The following is a 17,684-nucleotide window of genomic DNA, read 5'->3' on the forward strand; positions in this document are numbered from 1 at the left end:
CGTATTATAGCCTTATACGGATGAATTTGGATAGCAGGAGAAGAGCCCAATGAATCTATACACAGTGATTTGCGAGGAAATAGACAATCGATCGGAAAAGGCAATTCCCTTTTCGAGGTATATGGAGCTAGCGTTGTACCATCCCGACTACGGGTACTACATGTCAGACAAGACCAAAGTAGGAAAAGCGGGAGACTTTTTCACGAGTGCTTCCGTACATCCCGTGTTCGGAGAAACGCTAGCGGACGTGGTGGAGGAGATGTGGCGGGCAGGGGAGATAGAGGCTCCCGTTCTGGTGGAAATCGGAGGGGGGACAGGCACTCTTTGCAAAAACATGCTAGACCGTTTGCAGGAGGATGCACCTGAGCTGTACCAATCCATGACCGTGATGCTCATCGAATCGAGTCCGTATCATCGAAAACTCCAGCAAGACGCGATTCACTCCCATAATGTCAAAAAGGTATGGTATGCCTCCTTAGAGGAAGCTGCTCGACATGAGCAAATCGAAGGAGTCATCTTGTCAAATGAATGGCTGGACGCTTTTCCTGTCGATCTGGTGGAAAGAACAGCGTCAGGTTGGCAAGAGGTGTGGGTGACGGCAGGAGAGGCTGGTTTTCGAGAGGAGAAGGGAGCAGTTACACCGGAGCTTTCAGATTATCTGTCCATGCGTAATTGGAAAGTACCGAGCGGAATGCGCTTGGAAGTGAACATGGGATTGGAACGGGCGGCAACAGACGTTTCTCAGCTTTTAAAAAGAGGCTACGTCTTGACGATTGACTACGGAGACTTGGAAGAGGAGCTGTACCATCCCAGCCGTAAAAACGGAACACTGATGTGCTACTACCGACATCAAGCACATGACGATCCATTCGCGCATCCAGGGGAGGAAGATATAACTGCACACGTCAACTTTACAGCGTGGAGGGAGTTTGGGGAACAAGTGGGACTGAGTGTGGTAGCCTACATGCGGCAGGACAAGTTCCTGATGCGTAGTGGCCTATTGCAAAAGGCAGTGGCTCACATGGATCGAGACCCCTTTACCAGTGTGGCAATGAAACGAAATCGAGCCATCCAGCAGCTGATGGATCCAGCAGGTCTCGGTGGGCGATTCAGGGTCATGATACAGACAAAAGGGATCGACAAACTCAGTGATCTTCGTTGTCTTGATTCTTCTTTTCGGTTGTAAGGTAATTGAATGGTAAATATAAAAAAGATGCTCGTAGATGAGCATCTTTTTTCATTACAGCATCATTTGCAGCATTGCATGTTCTCCGCCGCCTACTGGCATGATGAAGAAAGTGTAGTACGTGAATCCTACGAAAGACAAGAACATAAAGCCAAAGAAGATGTTCAGGTACACTCTTTCTGTCAAAGCCATGTAGCTCAGCGCTACGAAGAATGCGGTCAGACCGAAGAAAATGAGCGCCATTGGGTACAAACCACCCCAGAAAGACATCAGCGCAATTACGATAGTCCAAAAACCAAGAACGCGATACATACGATCCATCTGTGTCCCCCCTTTTTGCATAGATCGGTAAGATTTACAAGATTCCTTCCCCATTATATAGGACGGGCGAAGGCGTGTAAACGGGAAGGTATGACGGTTTTTTGGCAGATAGGAAAATACAGGGTGTCATTTTTACTTTCAAAAAGTTTAGGTTTGCTGACACGATAAAGGATGGAAGTGTAAGGAAAACTAAGGCTTTAGCTATTGTTGGCGATAAGCCTAGTTTTTCTAATCAATATTGTATCACTGTATAATTACACGATTTACATCCATCAATCATGGATTCATCCTCACGTAATTCAATGTTCCCCAAGTACGTTTCAAATATCCCCATCAAAAGTGCGTTGTGCATCTGGCATATGGAGCTGGGAAATTTCTTGGCGGTATCCGAAAACGTGCAATTGTTTACACGAAAACGAAGAGCCCCATTTGCGATTGTTTCAATATCCGGTTTTAAGCCTTGCGCCACAACCAATCGCTGTATGTGGCCAAGTTTTTCTTCCATAGTAGCAGTTGCAAGTTTTAAGCCACTTTTAGCTACCGCCCGTTTTGCCATCTCTGTGCCAATGCGATATCCCATTTTGACGAGTGCAGCTTCACCTGCTTCACCGAGTGAGAGCAAGGTTTCGATAGCAATGTCAGCCAGTAACTGATAGTCACGAGGCGGGAATTGCAGGCTTACCACTTGGTCGGACAGCGAGTACAATCGGCTGGGACGTCCTCCTTTACCGCTTTTGTCCGACACGGCAGAGAGTAAATGGACGTCCTCCAACTTCGTTAAGTGCAACCGCGCCACGTTAGGATGAATGGAAAATTGGTCGGCTACGTCCTGAACAGTAATCGGGTCTTTGCTGTAAGCGACATATTGGTATATGGAAAAACGGGTGGGGTCAGCTAAAGCACTGGTTAACCTTTGAGCATCGCAATCCATGCTGTTACCCCCTTCATAAGCAAATCACCATAAGTGTATCCGATTTTAGGCGGATTGTTAAGGTTATAGTGTGCAAGAGTCGCACATACACTCGTTTTTCGCCTAGTTTTTAGATTAACTACTATTGACATAGTGTTAATAACGCATTTATAATCCGAAGTAAGGAAGGTTTTTTTATTAGCTTACTTTTTGCAAGCGATCGTATCCATTAATTGGTACGGTAGTGGCAAAAACTGTAATAAAGGCAAGAAAACGCATAGATGAGATGGAGGGGTAACCGATGGCAGTTGCTGAGCGTACACTTACAAATAAATTAACGTTTTTCACGTATCCGAGCTGCACATCCTGTCGCAAAGCCAAGGCTTGGCTGGCAGAGAATGGTGTCAACTACGAAGAGCGTCACTTGTTTAAAAATCCACCAACAGCTGAAGAGCTACTCGATATTATCAAAATGACATCTAATGGGCTGGATGAGATTCTGTCGACCAGAAGTCAACGTTTCAAAAACCTCGATGTGGACATTAATGATATGTCTGTGAGTGAGCTTTTGGAAATGTTGAGTGAAGAACCTCAGTTGTTGAAACGTCCGATTTTGACCGATGGTGAAAATTTGATTGTGGGCTTTAACTCTTCTGCAATGAAAAATTTGCTGTCGTAAACTCAATCTACACATAAGAAAGGGGAGGCATTTTGCCGCCCCTTTTTTTGTTTCGCCGTAGGATTTTGTGCATGAAGGCGGTAAAATAGAAGCAATGGAAGGTCAGAAAAGGATGGGAACCGAAAATGGAAACGATACAAATCGTCAAACGGGATGGTGTGGCGACCATTACGTTACATCGGCCAGAGGTACATAATGCGATCAGTATGGAATTGGTGGACGAGCTGACTGGCGTACTCCAAGAGTGTCAGACAGATGAGCACGTCAAAGTATTGATCATCACCGGTACGGGAAAAAGCTTTGCTTCCGGAGGGGATTTGAATCAGTTCATCGCAGCTCGTGGACATGAGCAGGCATATCCGCTGTTGAATAAAGTTGCGGGACTGCTGTCTGACATCGACCATTTTCCAAAGCCAGTCATCGCGATGATTAATGGAGCAGCTGTTGGTGGGGGATGCGAATTTGCGGGCGCGTGTCATTTCCGATTCGCCAGTGATCGTGCGCTCTTCGGATTTGTGCAAATCGGGATGCACATTACGACAGGATGGGGTGGCGGCAGTCGATTATTGGACAAGCTACCAGAATCCAAGGCCCTTGCGCTGTTGCTGACAGGCGAGAGGATGAGTGCTCACGAAGCAAAGGCGTACGGTTTCGTGGAAGAAGTATATCCAGCGGACCAGCTACAAGAAGAAGTGGAGCGATTTGCTCGAAAGATTGCTGCCCAGCCACTGGTTGGCATCGAAGCGTACATGCGTATCTTGCAGTGGAAGCGAGAAGGGGTCAGCCAAGCAGAAAGAATTCGGCGTGAAGTTGATCAATGCGCAGGAATATGGGGGAGCGACGCGCATGTAGCCGTCGTTCAAAAGTTTTTGAGCAAGCGCTAAGAGGTAGGCGTCGATAGGGAGTGTTTCTTCCGTTTAAACATTTATTTGCTTGGACATACTTTTTCTAGTAGAAAGCGATTCTACAAGAGTAGGGAAAAGCATAGGATGAACTACACATCATCCTTTTTAAAGGTAACGGGAGGGACTCATATGGTAGCTTCCAGACAAGACGCATGGACCGAAGATGACGATCTGGTGTTGGCGGAAGTCACCTTGCGCCACATTCGCGAAGGCGGCACCCAATTAGCCGCATTTGAAGAAGTGGGTCAAAGGTTGGGAAGGACAGCTGCTGCTTGCGGCTTCCGTTGGAATAGCTGCGTCCGCAAAAGATACGATGCCGCCATCTCCATTGCGAAAAGCCAAAGACAGCAGTTAAAGAAAATGGGAAGAATCACAGCGCCGCCAGTTGTAGCAGAGGTGGATAATGTCATCGCCCCTCCAAAACGACAAACGCCAAGTCCAGTTGAGCAAATCAAACACGATGAAGACGAAGAGCAACAAATCGAATCCGTTATTCGCATGTTGGTGAACCAGAAAGAGTTGTCTCGTCGTGTCAAGCAGCTGGAACGAGAATTAGAAGGAAAAGAATTAGAAATAAAAGAATTGACAGAAGCCAACGAACGGGCACGGAAAGAGCTCGATCAGGTGAGTGGAGTAAATGAGGATTACCGTGCGCTTGTACAGATCATGGAGCGTGCTCGCAAGCTTGCCTTTTTACAAGAAGAAGACTCGAACAAGGCCATTTTCAAAATGGATGAGAATGGCAATCTGGAACGAGTAGAAAAGTAAAGCAATAAACAGACATTAGAAAACTTGGCTCCTCCAAGCCTTTGGCGGAGCCTTAGTACCCAAAGGGTACAAGTCTCGTATACTGGATAAGAAACTTACAAGTTCTTATCTGTATAAAAAAGAAGCGGCAGGTAACCGCTTCTTTTTGTTTTTCATATGAAGTAGAGCTAGTCTTGCAGATCAACGTTTTCAGGCAACCATACGTAAGGATTTTCCCCACGGTCACGCATAGGATTGTACTTTACTGGTGTAAAATTCATTTTCAACCAGAATTGATCAGCTCGGCAGCGGGAATTTGTTTTGATTGGTGCTCCAAAGCTTTTCGCATGGTTAACCAGAGCTGTACCGTAATTTTTGTCGCGGTAATCTGGCAGGACTTCGAGCTTCCACAGCTCGTAGTAATCCTGTGCAGGTTGGAAATAGCGGTCGTATTTCCCGTCGATTTTGTAGAGGCTCATGCGTGCTACCAAAAGGTCGTTGTCGTAAATGCCATAGAAGGGAGACTCCGAATCGTTTTCCACGATGTTCGCCTCCAGGTCTTCCTTCATCGAAAGTTCCTCCAGGCCAAATTCGCGAAACTGCTGGAATTCTTCCAGTGTCTTATAATTGATTTGTAAACGTTTTACTTCAAACATTGGTCAGCCACTCCTCTCACAGCTCTTTACCTTCAGCCACAATGGCCTTTCTCTCTATTATACACCAAATGATCGCAAACCGAAGAATTTTTCTTTGACTGAGTAAGGGATTATCAGGAAATGAATTCGCTTCCTTGGAAATTTTTAAGATTTCGTTCTAGATATATGTCCACTCTCATGGCAAAATAGAAGGTAGCGTCACATAAACAATTCGGAATCCTTGTTGGAAACGCTTTCAAGTGGATTCGGATTGGTGAAAGAGGGGAGCGTTGCCATGCGTAAGGTATTAATTGCGAACCGCGGTGAAATAGCCAGGCGTATTATCCGCACGTGCAAGTCGGAAGGTGTAGCGACGGTTGCTGTTTATTCGGATGCCGATCGTGATCTGCCGTTCGTCAGAGAAGCAGATGAAGCCGTTCATATAGGCCCACCTCCAGTACCCCACAGCTATTTAAATGTGGAAGCGATCATCGGTGCAGCGAAAAGCACAGGAGCAGATGCAATCCACCCAGGCTACGGCTTGCTCTCGGAAAACGAGGCCTTTGCCCGTCGGGTACAAGACGAAGGGATCGTCTTTATCGGACCGAGCCCAGAAGTAATCGGACAGATGGGTGACAAGCTGACCGCCCGTAAAATCATGCAAAAAGCAGGTGTACCGGTCGTTCCGGGGTGCGAAGACCCTGTGGAGACGGTAGACGAAGCAGCGCAGGTAGCAGCAACCATCGGGTATCCAGTTATGCTAAAGGCTAGCGCTGGTGGCGGAGGAATCGGAATGCAAATATGTCGAGACGAAGAAAGTCTGCGACAGGCATATCAATCCTTGCGTGGTCGTGCAAAAGCCTACTTTGGAAATGATGCGATGTACGTGGAAAAATATGTGGAGCGTCCACACCACATCGAAGTGCAAATCGCAGGTGATCAGCACGGAAATGTGTTGCACTTGTTAGAAAGAGAATGCTCGATCCAGCGTCGTCATCAAAAAGTGCTGGAGGAAAGCCCTTCTCCATTTTTAGATCCTGCTACAAGAGAGCTGCTTTGCCAATCAGCTGTCCAGGCTGCCCAGGCTGTAGGATACACAGGTGTAGGGACTGTGGAATTCATCGTAGACGATTCCAAGAACTTTTACTTTTTAGAAATGAACACTCGTCTGCAGGTGGAACATCCGGTTACGGAAGAAATGACCGGGTTGGATCTAGTCTCCATGCAATTAGCGATAGCGAATGGCGAATCACTGGCGATCGGGCAGGAAGATGTGAAAGTACTGCGACATGCTATTGAATTGCGTGTGTACGCCGAAGATCCTGTGACCTTCCTTCCGTCTCCAGGGACAATCACCCTCTATCAGCCGCCAGCAATGGAACATGTCCGAATTGATGACGGTGTCCAAAACGGTACGCAGGTGACGCCGTTTTACGATCCTATGATTGCAAAAGTGATCATCTCGGGCACGACGAGGGAAGAAGCGGTGGAACGTGCGCGTGAGGCCATGCAGAACTTTCAGATTACCGGAATTAAAACAAACATTCCGTTTTTACTGGAAGTACTGTCGGACGAACGATTCTGTGAAGGGGTTTATACGACCTGGTTTGTACAGGAACGAGCCGCGAAATCGAACAACTAAAGGGAGCGATACGAAATGAAACAAATAGCAGCGAATATGGCAGGTACCGTAATCAACGTACTCGTACAACTGGGTGATGAAGTGAGCGAAGGACAAGATATACTCGTCCTGGAATCGATGAAAATGGAAGTGCCCATTCAATCAGAGGTTGTCGGCAAAGTAATAGAAATCAAGGCTAATATCGGAGATTTTGTAAACGATGGAGATGTTCTCGTCGTAGTGGAGTAACTTTTATAATGATTCTAAACTGAGCGGCCGCTAGGTGAAGGGGGCGTACAGGTTGAAGGTACAAATTGTAGAGGTTGGCCCACGAGACGGACTGCAAAATGAAAAGGAAATGGTCTCGACAGCGGCAAAAATCCAGTTGATTGATCGACTTGTAGCTTCGGGATTAAAACGGGTTGAGGCGAGTTCGTTCGTCAATCCAAAGTGGATTCCTCAGTTGGCAGATGCCACAGAAGTTCTGCAAGGCATCACATGGAGCAGTGATGTTACCTTTAGTGCTCTCGTACCTAATGTGCGCGGGTTGGAACGAGCACGTGCCAGCGGGTTGACTGAGATTGCACTCTTCATGTCAGCATCTGAGACGCACAATTTGAAAAATATTAATAAGACCATGGAAGACACGTTCCCGATCCTCCGAGAAGTGGCACGTGAGGCACTTACTCTGGGAATGCGTGTGCGAGGGTATGTCTCGACCGTATTCGGGTGCCCGTACGAGGGAGCAGTTCCCATTGACAACAGTCGTCGGGTGACGAATGAGCTACTCGACATGGGTGTCTTTGAAGTATCGCTAGGGGATACGATCGGGGTGGCTACACCAAAGCAGGTACGGGAAGTGATCGAGGAGATTGTGAAAGACGTTACGACCGAGCGCTTGGCCGGGCATTTTCACGACACACGAGGAACGGGCTTGGCGAATGTCGCAGCTGCCCTGGACGTAGGACTGCGGACGTTTGACAGCTCGATTGGCGGTCTCGGTGGTTGTCCGTACGCACCAGGTGCAGCAGGTAATATCTCTACAGAAGATCTGGTATACATGCTAAACGGGATGGACTACGAAACTGGAGTGGATCTCGAGCGGCTACTTGAGGCGGGCGCCTTTATTCAGCAGGAGCTGGGACGAGAGCTGTCCTCCAAGGTGCTGAAGGCTCACCTTGCTGCTACGTGCGTTGAATAATCAATCACTGCAGGAGGATGGATCATGACCGTTACATTACGGAAAGAAGGACTGATTGGGGTCCTTACGCTAGAGCGACCCGAGGTTTTCAATTGCCTCAATCTGGAGACGCTCGTGACTCTGCGAAGCTTGGTTGCGGACATCGCGCTCGATCGAGATATTCGCGCCGTGATTGTGACAGGCTCGGGTGACAAGGCTTTTTGCTCAGGAGCGGATCTCAAAGAACGGAGGTCGATGCCTCAGCAACAAGTCGAGGTCTATATCCGTACGATCCGAGAGGCTTTTACCGAGCTGGAAAAACTGCCGAAGCCGGTCATTGCTGCTATCAATGGCTTGGCATTGGGTGGGGGCACCGAGCTCGCGCTGGCTTGCGACTTGCGCATCATGAGCGAAACAGCTCAGATGGGCTTGACGGAGACATCCCTGGGGATCATTCCAGGGGCAGGAGGGACGCAGCGACTTCCACGCTTGGTGGGAAAAGGGATCGCCAAGGAACTGATTTTCAGCGCCCGCCGCGTTCATCCTGCTGAAGCTTTGGCGATTGGGCTGGTCAATCGAGTCGTTCCTGCCGAGCAGCTGATGTCAACTGCGTTCGCGCTTGCGGGGGAGATCGCAGCCAATGCACCAATCGCGCTGGCTCAGGCCAAATTCGCGATTGATTGCGGGCTTGAGGTAGATCTAGCTTCTGGCTTACAGCTAGAGAGCAACGCCTATCAGCTGTTGATTCCCACGAAAGACCGCTTGGAAGGTCTGGAAGCTTTTCAACAAAAACGAAAACCAGTATATCGCGGAGAGTGACAAGGGGGACGGCTATGAGTAAACATATGGAAGAAACGCTGCGTGAAAAAATCGCCCAGGTGGAAATAGGGGGCGACGCCAAATACCATGAGAAATTGAAGGAGCAGAATAAGCTGTTCGTCCGGGATCGACTCAAGCAGCTGTTCGACGGCGAATTCATGGTCGAGGATGGCTTGTTCGCCAACGTGATGGCAGGCGATTTGCCAGCTGACGGCGTCGTGACAGCAATCGGGAAAATACAGGGGCAGACGGTTTGCGTGATGGCGAACGATTCGACGGTAAAAGCAGGCTCCTGGGGTTCGCGTACGGTAGAAAAGATCATTCGCATCCAAGAAACCGCAGAAAAAATGCGCGTGCCGCTATTGTACCTGGTCGATTCAGCGGGGGCTCGCATTACCGATCAGCTGGAGATGTTCCCTGGGCGTCGCGGCGCGGGACGAATCTTTTACAACCAAGTCAAGCTATCCGGAAAAATCCCACAGATCTGCATTCTCTTTGGTCCATCTGCAGCAGGTGGTGCATACATTCCAGCGTTTTGCGATATCGTCATCATGGTAGAAAAAAACGCAAGCATGTATTTGGGCTCGCCGCGCATGGCGGAAATGGTAATCGGGGAAAAGGTGTCCCTGGAGGAATTGGGTGGCGCACGCATGCATTGCTCTGTGAGTGGATGCGGAGATGTGCTCGCTGCCAATGAAGAGGAAGCGATCCAGTCTGCTCGTCGTTACCTTAGCTTCTTCCCGGCGAACTACACGGGTGAACCGCCTGTTGTGGAAGCCAAGGCTCCGATCGCAAATGCCAAAGACATATCTACTCTTGTACCGGAAAATCAGAATGCTGCATTCAATATGCACGATCTGATTACCTCATTGGTGGACGAAGGCTCTTTTTACGAAATCAAAAAGCTTTTTGCGCAGGAATTGATCACCGGATTGGCGCGATTGGACGGCAAACCAGTAGGGATTATTGCCAACCAACCACGCGTAAAAGGTGGGGTACTGTTCGTAGACTCTGCAGACAAAGCGGCTCGATTCATTACCTTGTGCGACGCTTATCAGATTCCGCTCTTATTCCTGGCCGACGTACCAGGCTTTATGATTGGTACAGCGGTAGAGAGAGCAGGAATCATCCGCCACGGTGCGAAAATGATATCAGCGATGGCAGAGGCTACCGTTCCCAAAATATCTGTGATCGTCCGCAAAGCGTATGGAGCTGGCCTCTACGCGATGGCGAGCTCAGCATTTGAACCGGATGCTTGCTTGGCACTGCCTGGAGCGCAAATCGCTGTGATGGGTCCAGAAGCTGCAGTCAATGCAGTGTATAGCAACAAAATTCAAGCGATTGAAGACCCGCAGGAACGCCAGGATTTTATCATGGCAAAGCGTAAGGAATACCAGGAAGACATCGATCTCTATCTGCTGGCGTCCAACCTGATCGTGGATGCCATTATTCCACCAAGCGATCTGCGTCAGGAGCTGATCCAGCGGTACGATGTGTATAAAGGGAAGCGACAACAATTTTCGGACCGGAAGCATCCCGTATACCCTGTCTGATTGCACACATGGACTGACCTCCCCCTCAGTGGGAGGCAGTTTTTTTTGTTCAACGAGCGGACATTGCCAAAAAATTTTTCGACAATTCCGATCTTTTTTGCCCCAATCAATTGAACAATCTCCTAAACTCTGTTATTCTTTAAAATAAGTATTGATTAATGTAGGTGAACAAATGCAAGTAGAAAAGGACACTTTGCAAATCGTTGTGGTTGGCGGCGGCTCTGTCGGGTTGCTGTATGCGGCTAGACTCGCTCGAAGTGGACAGGCGGTTACGGTTGTTACGCGTAGTTCACTCCAATCAAATCAGCTGATGCAAAATGGGCTGAGCTATCAGCGACTTGATGGAGAAAAGTCAGTCGTATCGATTTTTGCTCAGTCGATTGAATATGGGTTACCTCATGCTGATGTGTACTTGCTGAGCGTCAAACAGACTGATTTGCCTGAGTTATTGCCTATGCTTCAAAAGCTGCCTGCGAGCGCACGTATTGTCGCTCTGCAAAACGGTATGGGACATCAGGAGCTACTGGCGCAAATTCTGCCGGAACGACAATGCTTTTTTGCGATCAATACAGAGGGCGCAAGAAGATTGTCGGCTACAGAAGTGATGCATACCGGTAGTGGCTTATTACGGATTGGTCCTTGGGAGAGTGGAATCGAGATGGATCCTCTCATTCAGTCATTCGTGGCTGTCCTGGTGGGGTCCGGCGTGAACGCTCGGCTCGAAGAATCAATCAAGCCTTATGCTTGGCGCAAACTCATGGCCAACGCTCTGATCAATCCTTTAACGGCGCTGTTTGACATCCCCAATGGTGCGCTCCTCGAGAATCCGCAAACGTTGCAGCTTATGCGTGAGCTCTATTTAGAAGCTTCTGCAGTTGCGTCTGTGAATGGACAAGAAATGAAGGAGTCGGATTGGCAGGAAATTGTCAACATATGCCGAAATACTTCCCGAAATCTTTCCTCCATGTTGCAAGATGTGAGGCGGCAAAAGCGGACGGAAGTGGAAGCAATCAACGGCTACCTCGTCAAAAGAGGAAAAGCAGCCGGGATTCCCACTCCTATGCATGAGGTGTTGCTCCGCTTGATTCTTCTCAAAACAGACATGGGAATAGGGAAGGAGGGGGGCGACAGTAAATGACCATGTTGGCGAATGTCTGGTCCTATTTTTGGGGTACGCTGACGGTTGTGCCATTTCTTGGTTTTCCGCTTGCTTTTCTGATTGTGTATGGATGGAAGCGGGACAAACGGTTGGCAGGCCGCTGGGCGGTGAATATCACGAATTTTTTGTTGATTCGTTCTGTCGTTGCCGCTTACGGTGTCATCTGGCCACAGGCTTTATCAGCGTGGTGGTGGGTGGTTTGCTTCTTCCTTGTAACGATCGCTTTACTCGGATGGGTACAAGTAAAGTTCAAAGGAAAGCTTTCCCTGAAAAAGGTTGGATTTTCTGCATGGAGATTGTCGTTTCTCTGGTTTGGAATTGTCTACATAGTGCTATTTACGACCGGTATAGTCAAGACGATGGGTGTCGTATAGAGCGCTGTTGATACATATCGTATTTATTCCGATAAGAAAGAAGGTTGGAACTATGCGACTTCCCATCGAGACCATCGGACACAAGATTCGAATGATTCGGAAAGAGCGAGGCTTTACCCTGGAGATTATGGCTAGTAAAACAGGGTTGAGCAAAGGGCTACTCAGCCAAGTCGAGCGAGGTATTTCACAGCCGTCTCTGGACTCCCTGTGGAAAATTACCAAAGCTCTGGAGTCACCCATCATTCATTTTTTTGAAGACATTGATCAGAAACAGGTGCATGTGACTCGCTTGCAAAAACGTCGTCAATTGGTCTTTCCTGAATCGACAGGCACGTATTCGTTGCTCTCGATGGGTGGAAGCGCAAAGCTTGGCATGTTGGAGGTACGTCTGGGGCCAGGTGAAATGGTGGTGGACAAGTTTGTTCAGTCCGAAGGGGAAGAATGCTTTACCGTTATCGCTGGAAGTGTGACTGCTCGTTTTAACGATGAAGAGCACTTGCTGGAGTTGGGTGATAGCATTTCTTTTGACAGCAGCAAGAATCACTCGGTCGAAAACACCGGGGAGGAAGAAGCTGTCCTTATCTGGACCGTTACCCCCCCGCAATTTTAGGTATTTCTCGTCCTTACACTTTGACAACCCATAAATGTGGGTTGTCTTGTTTTTTGTAAGAGGGTAGCGTGGTATAATTTGCAGTGACCATGGCCCTAAGAAAGGTGAGCGTGCATGAATGTTGAATGTCTGACACTTCCGTTGGCTAATCGGCTGGCACAAGAATACCAACAAGGGAATGACTCCGCGCTACAGTTTTTTGCTTACAATCCTCATGAGATGCAAGCGTACAAGGAACGTTTGGAGTGGCTTCGCAGTCGTACCATACCCCACCGGGAACAGTTGGCGGAAGGCTTATATACCTACAATAAGAAAATCGGAAACAAACAGGAGGCGCTGAGTCAAATCGAGTTGCTCAGACGTCCGGATACGTACGTCGTGATCGGCGGCCAGCAGGCAGGAGTTTTGACCGGTCCTCTGTATACGATCCATAAAGCCATTCATTTGATCCAAACGGCAAAAAAGCTATCACAGGAGCTTGACCAAACGGTCGTACCTGTCTTCTGGATTGCCGGGGAAGACCATGACATCGATGAGATCGACCACGTCTATTGGTTGGCTGACAGAGAGACCCGTCTGCACAAGGAACGGATGAACCTCAATAAAAAAGGACGCGTATCTGCCAGCAGTCTCCCCTTGGATGAGGAGGCATGTGAGCAGTTTCTCGCTCAATTTTTCAACGGGCAGATTGAGACGGAAGAAACGGCGTCCATTCGTGAGCTAGTAGAAACGACAGCGGCTGCATCGGAGAACGTTGCGGAGTGGTTCGCTCGACTGATGGCACAGTTATTTGGCAAGCACGGACTCATTTTGGTGGAATCTTCTCTGCCATTTGTAAGGGAGCTGGAAAGTCCGGTCTTCCAACAAGTAATTGAGAAAAATGAGCAAGTCGCTGATCTATTACTGAAGGCAGCAGATCGAATCGCCACGGCAGACTATCCGCTACAGCTTCAAGTAGAGGAGCATCAGGCCAACCTCTTTTTGTACGAAGGAACAGACCGACTGCTGTTGGAGAGACACGGAGACCGCTTCGTGAACCGGAGAGCGTCCTACAGTCGTGAGGATTTGTTGAAGCTCGCAGCTGAGCATCCAGAGCGCTTCAGTGCCAATGTAGTGACACGCGGATTGATGCAGGAGCATCTCTTCCCGTCCCTTGCGTTTATCGGGGGACCTGGTGAAGTCGCCTATTGGGCGTACTACCGGGAAATCTTTGAGTTATTTGACATGCGAATGCCGATCGTGCTGACTCGTATGTCCATCACCTTGATGGAAGGGGCAAAGCAGAGGCTGCTAGAAGGGTTTGGCCTTTCTGTGGAAGACGTCTTGACTCGCTTTGGGCAGTGGAAAGAGGAGTGGACGCTGCAGCAGGAGCCACATCCGCTACACGAGCAATTTACCAAGGCGCGTGAGTCCATTCAATCGACTTATCTTCCTCTGGTCGAAGAAGTAGTTCGTCTGGACGGAGGTTTGCGTAATCTCGCGGAGAAAAATGCTGAGATATTGCTTGCCCAGGTAGCTTTTCTCGAGGATCGACTCGTGCGATCATTGCAGCAACAGGACGATGTGGCATACACGCGTTTACAGCGAATCGAGGCCTTTTTATTGCCAGAGGGTGGCTTGCAGGAAAGAAAACTGTCCTTCCTGCCTTTTGCCAACAAGTATGGCTTGGGCCTTGTGGATCGTCTTGTGGAAGCACCTTTTACCCATGATGGTACTCATCAAATCTTTTACGTTTGACAGGAAAAGCGAAATCTATGTCGAAAGCCAAATGGTCGGGTTGTGAACGATCGTTTGGCTTTTTTGCGTGTTATCCCCGAAATAGCAGGACTGCTGGTAATCATTTCACCTGGATTTGACGAAACATTTCCGACAAAATTTGCGTCATACCAGTAAGGTAAGTGCTTCTGTAGAAAGGTGGTCACTTAGATGCAGGACTATATGCGACAATTGGGAAAAAAATCTGCAGTTATGGCGCTCGTACTGTCTTTTGTCTTATTGGGCGTAGCCACCAGCAGTATAGGCGTTCAGCAGGCAGATGCACGAGAAGAGGGAGTATCGACTACGGTTTCGTTTACAGACACAACTGGTCATTGGGCATCAAAGGAGATTATGGCTGCGGCAAAAAGCGGCTTGATTCAAGGCTTTCCGGATGGAAGCTTTCAGCCGGAGCAAACAGTCACACAAGAGCAATTTCTTTCCTTGATCGAACGCGTCATTCCATCATTTGCGGGTCATGAACCCGATGCCTTTATGCGAGAAACGTATCTGTCTCACGCAGCGGGACGTTGGTCTGAAAAAACGTATACACATTTGGCTGCAGCAGGGATCATGCCGACGGGGAAACCGACAGATTCTTTGAATCGTCTGGAGGCTACACGTATCCTGCTAGCTGCGCTGGGGCATCAGTCTGAGGGAGAAAAATACCGAGGAACGAAATCTCACTTTTTCTCTGATCTTTCTACGGATAATGAATCCCAAGTCATGATAGCCTATCCCGCTTACAAAATGGGGATTATGGCAGGGTTTCCGGATGGTACATTCCGACCTGATGAAAAAATCAGCCGAGCACAGGCTGTCGTCCTATTGAATCGTCTAGACCATCAAATAGAGGAGCTCTACCCCGGGATGGTCACAGACAATGAAAAAAAAGCGATGACCGAAGCGGTTTCTACATTCGTCGGGAATGTGATGGATAAGGAAAAAATCCGTCGCTACGATGATCTGGTTGCTTACGTAAAGAAAAATAAGCTGCAAGTGACAGAGTCGTTTTTGCGTGAGCATTTTTCGTTCATGCAGTATGAAGTGTATGATTACATTCGCTTCCCGCGTTTCAACGAGTTAATGTATTATGCGAAAATAGGGATGGGCAAATACCGTATGACCGTTCAATACTACTCGGGAGAACTGGGAGGAAGCGTCGACAAAACGTTCTACCTGTCGTCTGCAGATGGCAAAACGTTTCGATTGATCGGAAAAGACGAATAGAAGCAAAAGAAAGAGGCGAGCCGCATAGGCACGCCTTTTTTGTTGGACAGCAGAGGAAAGGGAGCAAATCAAATGGTTCGGTTACGTCCAGCTCCGATACCTGAAAAAATGAGCAATACGCTCACGATCATCAGCGTCCACAATGGGTACGTCCACGAGTGTGTGAGATCAAACAGAAAACCGATGAACATCGGACCAACGGCAGCGAGCAGGTATCCTACTGACTGTGCCATCCCCGACAATTTCGCAGCTTCGCGGACATGAGAAGCACGGATCACGATAAACGTGAGAGCGAGACTAATACTTGCACCTTGCGCAATCCCCAGCAAGATCAGGCTGATAAACAACAGAACGAGGTTTCCTCCTACGAGCAGTCCGGAAAATCCGAGCAGGGAGATGATCCCGATGAAGACGGTCATTAGTCGTTGATCGGTCAAGCGACCTGCGAGCACGGGAGCTAGGAAGCTGGCAGGCAGGCTGATTACTTGGACGAGAGAAAGTAGCCATCCCGCGGTGCTCAGACTGATGCCGTGCTCCTGTAAAATTGCAGGGAGCCAAGAGATGGTGCAGTAAAAAATAAAGGATTGCAAACCCATGAACAAAGTAACGTGCCACGCAAGCATGGAGCTCCACACTTTGTTTGTCGCCGGCTCTGATGCTGCGGTCGTGGTGGAATTTCCTTTTGTACGTAGTTGAGGAATCCAGCATACGAGGGCGATGACGACCATGATCGTCCAAAAAGCGAGTGAGCCCTTCCATCCCAGATGAGCCCCTTGCGTTAACGGAATGCTTACTCCCGACGCAAGAGCTGCGCAGGTCGACATAGCGGTCGTATACACGCTAGTCATTAGTCCGGCTTTTTGGGGAAAGCGTTGCTTGACCAAGCCGGGTAGCAACACGTTGAAGATTGCAATACCGGCCCCGATGAGTGCCGTACCCGCAAATAAGGTGAAAATCATTCCTGTCGAACGGAGTGGGATTCCGATCAGCAAGATCAAGAGCCCAGCAAATAAGGTGCGTTCAACTCCAAAGCGGTGACCGATGGAAGGGACCATAGGAGAAAACAGGGCAAATGCTAGCAGTGGCACAGTTGTCAGCATTCCCGACATCCCATTGGAAAGCCCGAGATCTGCACGTATGTCTCCGACCAAAGGCCCGACTGAGGTCAAAGGTGAGCGCATAGCAAACGTAATCAGAATGATCCCTGCAATGATCAGAAAGGGATGAGGTACACTCGGCTTTGCTTTCGTTTCTGTTGAGGCGAGGGCTTGTTGTGTCATCAATGTGTACCTCCTTCCTGAATCACTATAGACAGGGCAGATTTGCTTGCCTCAATCAGATTGCACACGGCTTTTTCTGCCGCATCCTGATCTTGGTCCGCAATGGCTTCGACCAGCTCTGCATGTGTTTTGAACTGTGTTTCCATGAGGCCAGAAATATCTAATGTACTATTTACCGAGTACAAAATCGATTCCGTCATGTACTTATACAGATCGATCATGACGTTGTTTTTGGTGGCTTCCACGATGGCCTTGTGAAACGCAAGATCTGCTTGCGTGTAAGCATTGGGATCTTGAAATAGCTGATAGGCTTGCTCCAGCTTTTCTCGAATATTTGCCAAATCTTGAGTCGTACGGCGCTGTGCCGCTAGTCGAGCTATCTCACGCTCGAGCCCATACCGCACTTCTAAAATTTCAAACACGGCGGACCGTTGCAGTCTTCGGTGCATGGCAGCTCCAAATTCACTGGAGGAGCGGACATACGTGCCATCTCCTTGGCGTGCTTCCAACATCCCTGTATGAATCAATGCCTGTACGGCTTCTCGTAGTGTGTTGCGGCTAACGCCAAGCTGCTCGACGAGATCTGGCTCGGGTGGTATGCGTTCGCCCACCTTCCAGTCTCCCGCTTCAATACGTTGTGCCAACTGCTCGACGACTTGTTTAACTAGGGAAGAGCGTACTGTTTTTTGTAGATTCATTTCCAATACCTCCAAACATCCG

At 48.7% G+C, this 17,684-nt stretch carries 19 protein-coding genes; 14 read left to right on the plus strand and 5 right to left on the minus strand.

Annotation, left to right across the window (positions count from 1 at the left end; genetic code table 11):
- Window positions 1-49 precede the first annotated feature (49 nt).
- Window positions 50-1,186, plus strand: a complete 1,137-nt coding sequence (locus tag AN963_RS21920; protein ID WP_055746683.1) for a class I SAM-dependent methyltransferase — start codon at window positions 50-52, stop codon at window positions 1,184-1,186.
- A gap of 54 nt (window positions 1,187-1,240) precedes the next feature.
- Here AN963_RS21920 and AN963_RS21925 read toward each other — a convergent pair whose 3' ends face one another.
- Together AN963_RS21925 and AN963_RS21930 are read right to left on the minus strand one after the other, a co-directional pair.
- Window positions 1,241-1,507, minus strand: coding sequence for a DUF2626 family protein (locus tag AN963_RS21925; protein WP_055746684.1), 267 nt, complete (start codon window positions 1,505-1,507; stop codon window positions 1,241-1,243).
- A 232-nt stretch (window positions 1,508-1,739) separates the two neighbouring features.
- Window positions 1,740-2,438 carry a helix-turn-helix transcriptional regulator gene (locus AN963_RS21930; protein WP_055746685.1) on the minus strand — a complete coding sequence of 233 codons (699 nt, stop codon included), beginning with the start codon at window positions 2,436-2,438 and terminating at the stop codon, window positions 1,740-1,742.
- Between the two features lie 280 nt (window positions 2,439-2,718).
- On the opposite strand from AN963_RS21930, the gene AN963_RS21935 reads away from it, so the two are divergent.
- The 3 genes from AN963_RS21935 (at window position 2,719) to AN963_RS21945 (ending at window position 4,769) form a co-directional block, all read left to right on the plus strand.
- Window positions 2,719-3,096, plus strand: a complete 378-nt coding sequence (locus tag AN963_RS21935) for a Spx/MgsR family RNA polymerase-binding regulatory protein (RefSeq protein ID WP_055746686.1) — start codon at window positions 2,719-2,721, stop codon at window positions 3,094-3,096.
- 125 nt (window positions 3,097-3,221) lie between these two features.
- Window positions 3,222-3,980, plus strand: a complete 759-nt coding sequence (locus AN963_RS21940) for an enoyl-CoA hydratase/isomerase family protein (RefSeq protein ID WP_055746687.1) — start codon at window positions 3,222-3,224, stop codon at window positions 3,978-3,980.
- 150 nt (window positions 3,981-4,130) lie between these two features.
- Window positions 4,131-4,769, plus strand: a complete 639-nt coding sequence (locus AN963_RS21945) for an RsfA family transcriptional regulator (RefSeq protein WP_055746688.1) — start codon at window positions 4,131-4,133, stop codon at window positions 4,767-4,769.
- A gap of 167 nt (window positions 4,770-4,936) precedes the next feature.
- Here AN963_RS21945 and AN963_RS21950 read toward each other — a convergent pair whose 3' ends face one another.
- On the minus strand, window positions 4,937-5,404 hold the full coding sequence (locus AN963_RS21950) for an N-acetyltransferase (RefSeq protein ID WP_055746689.1): 468 nt from the start codon (window positions 5,402-5,404) through the stop codon (window positions 4,937-4,939).
- 274 nt (window positions 5,405-5,678) lie between these two features.
- On the opposite strand from AN963_RS21950, the gene AN963_RS21955 reads away from it, so the two are divergent.
- From AN963_RS21955 to AN963_RS22000, 10 genes are all read left to right on the plus strand, one after another.
- Window positions 5,679-7,025, plus strand: a complete 1,347-nt coding sequence (locus AN963_RS21955; protein ID WP_055746690.1) for an acetyl-CoA carboxylase biotin carboxylase subunit — start codon at window positions 5,679-5,681, stop codon at window positions 7,023-7,025.
- Window positions 7,026-7,040: 15 nt separating this feature from the next.
- A complete protein-coding gene (locus tag AN963_RS21960; RefSeq protein WP_055746691.1) occupies window positions 7,041-7,253 on the plus strand; it encodes a biotin/lipoyl-containing protein in 213 nt (70 codons plus the stop codon).
- A gap of 52 nt (window positions 7,254-7,305) precedes the next feature.
- Window positions 7,306-8,205: a hydroxymethylglutaryl-CoA lyase gene (locus tag AN963_RS21965; protein ID WP_055746692.1), complete on the plus strand. Its 900-nt coding sequence runs from the start codon at window positions 7,306-7,308 to the stop codon at window positions 8,203-8,205.
- Window positions 8,206-8,229: 24 nt separating this feature from the next.
- Window positions 8,230-9,003 carry an enoyl-CoA hydratase-related protein gene (locus tag AN963_RS21970; RefSeq protein ID WP_055746693.1) on the plus strand — a complete coding sequence of 258 codons (774 nt, stop codon included), beginning with the start codon at window positions 8,230-8,232 and terminating at the stop codon, window positions 9,001-9,003.
- A gap of 14 nt (window positions 9,004-9,017) precedes the next feature.
- Complete coding sequence (locus AN963_RS21975) at window positions 9,018-10,556, plus strand: acyl-CoA carboxylase subunit beta (RefSeq protein WP_055746694.1); 1,539 nt, start codon at window positions 9,018-9,020, stop codon at window positions 10,554-10,556.
- Between the two features lie 172 nt (window positions 10,557-10,728).
- Window positions 10,729-11,694 carry a ketopantoate reductase family protein gene (locus tag AN963_RS21980; RefSeq protein ID WP_055746695.1) on the plus strand — a complete coding sequence of 322 codons (966 nt, stop codon included), beginning with the start codon at window positions 10,729-10,731 and terminating at the stop codon, window positions 11,692-11,694.
- Entirely contained in the window at window positions 11,691-12,089 is a 399-nt protein-coding gene (locus AN963_RS21985) for a DUF3397 domain-containing protein (RefSeq protein WP_055746696.1), read from the plus strand. Before AN963_RS21980 ends, AN963_RS21985 begins: the two co-directional genes overlap by 4 nt.
- Before the next feature lie 52 nt (window positions 12,090-12,141).
- A complete protein-coding gene (locus tag AN963_RS21990) occupies window positions 12,142-12,699 on the plus strand; it encodes a helix-turn-helix domain-containing protein (RefSeq protein ID WP_055746697.1) in 558 nt (185 codons plus the stop codon).
- 114 nt (window positions 12,700-12,813) lie between these two features.
- Complete coding sequence (bshC, locus tag AN963_RS21995; RefSeq protein WP_055746698.1) at window positions 12,814-14,436, plus strand: bacillithiol biosynthesis cysteine-adding enzyme BshC; 1,623 nt, start codon at window positions 12,814-12,816, stop codon at window positions 14,434-14,436.
- A gap of 189 nt (window positions 14,437-14,625) precedes the next feature.
- Complete coding sequence (locus AN963_RS22000) at window positions 14,626-15,684, plus strand: S-layer homology domain-containing protein (RefSeq protein WP_055746699.1); 1,059 nt, start codon at window positions 14,626-14,628, stop codon at window positions 15,682-15,684.
- Between the two features lie 68 nt (window positions 15,685-15,752).
- Here AN963_RS22000 and AN963_RS22005 read toward each other — a convergent pair whose 3' ends face one another.
- Window positions 15,753-16,964 (minus strand): CynX/NimT family MFS transporter, encoded by a 1,212-nt coding sequence (locus AN963_RS22005; protein WP_055746700.1) that lies wholly within the window; start codon window positions 16,962-16,964, stop codon window positions 15,753-15,755.
- Window positions 16,964-17,662 carry a FadR/GntR family transcriptional regulator gene (locus AN963_RS22010; RefSeq protein ID WP_055746701.1) on the minus strand — a complete coding sequence of 233 codons (699 nt, stop codon included), beginning with the start codon at window positions 17,660-17,662 and terminating at the stop codon, window positions 16,964-16,966. Before AN963_RS22010 ends, AN963_RS22005 begins: the two co-directional genes overlap by 1 nt.
- Between the last annotated feature and the right edge of the window lie 22 nt (window positions 17,663-17,684).

The organism is Brevibacillus choshinensis (genome assembly GCF_001420695.1).
Lineage (GTDB): Bacteria > Bacillota > Bacilli > Brevibacillales > Brevibacillaceae > Brevibacillus > Brevibacillus choshinensis.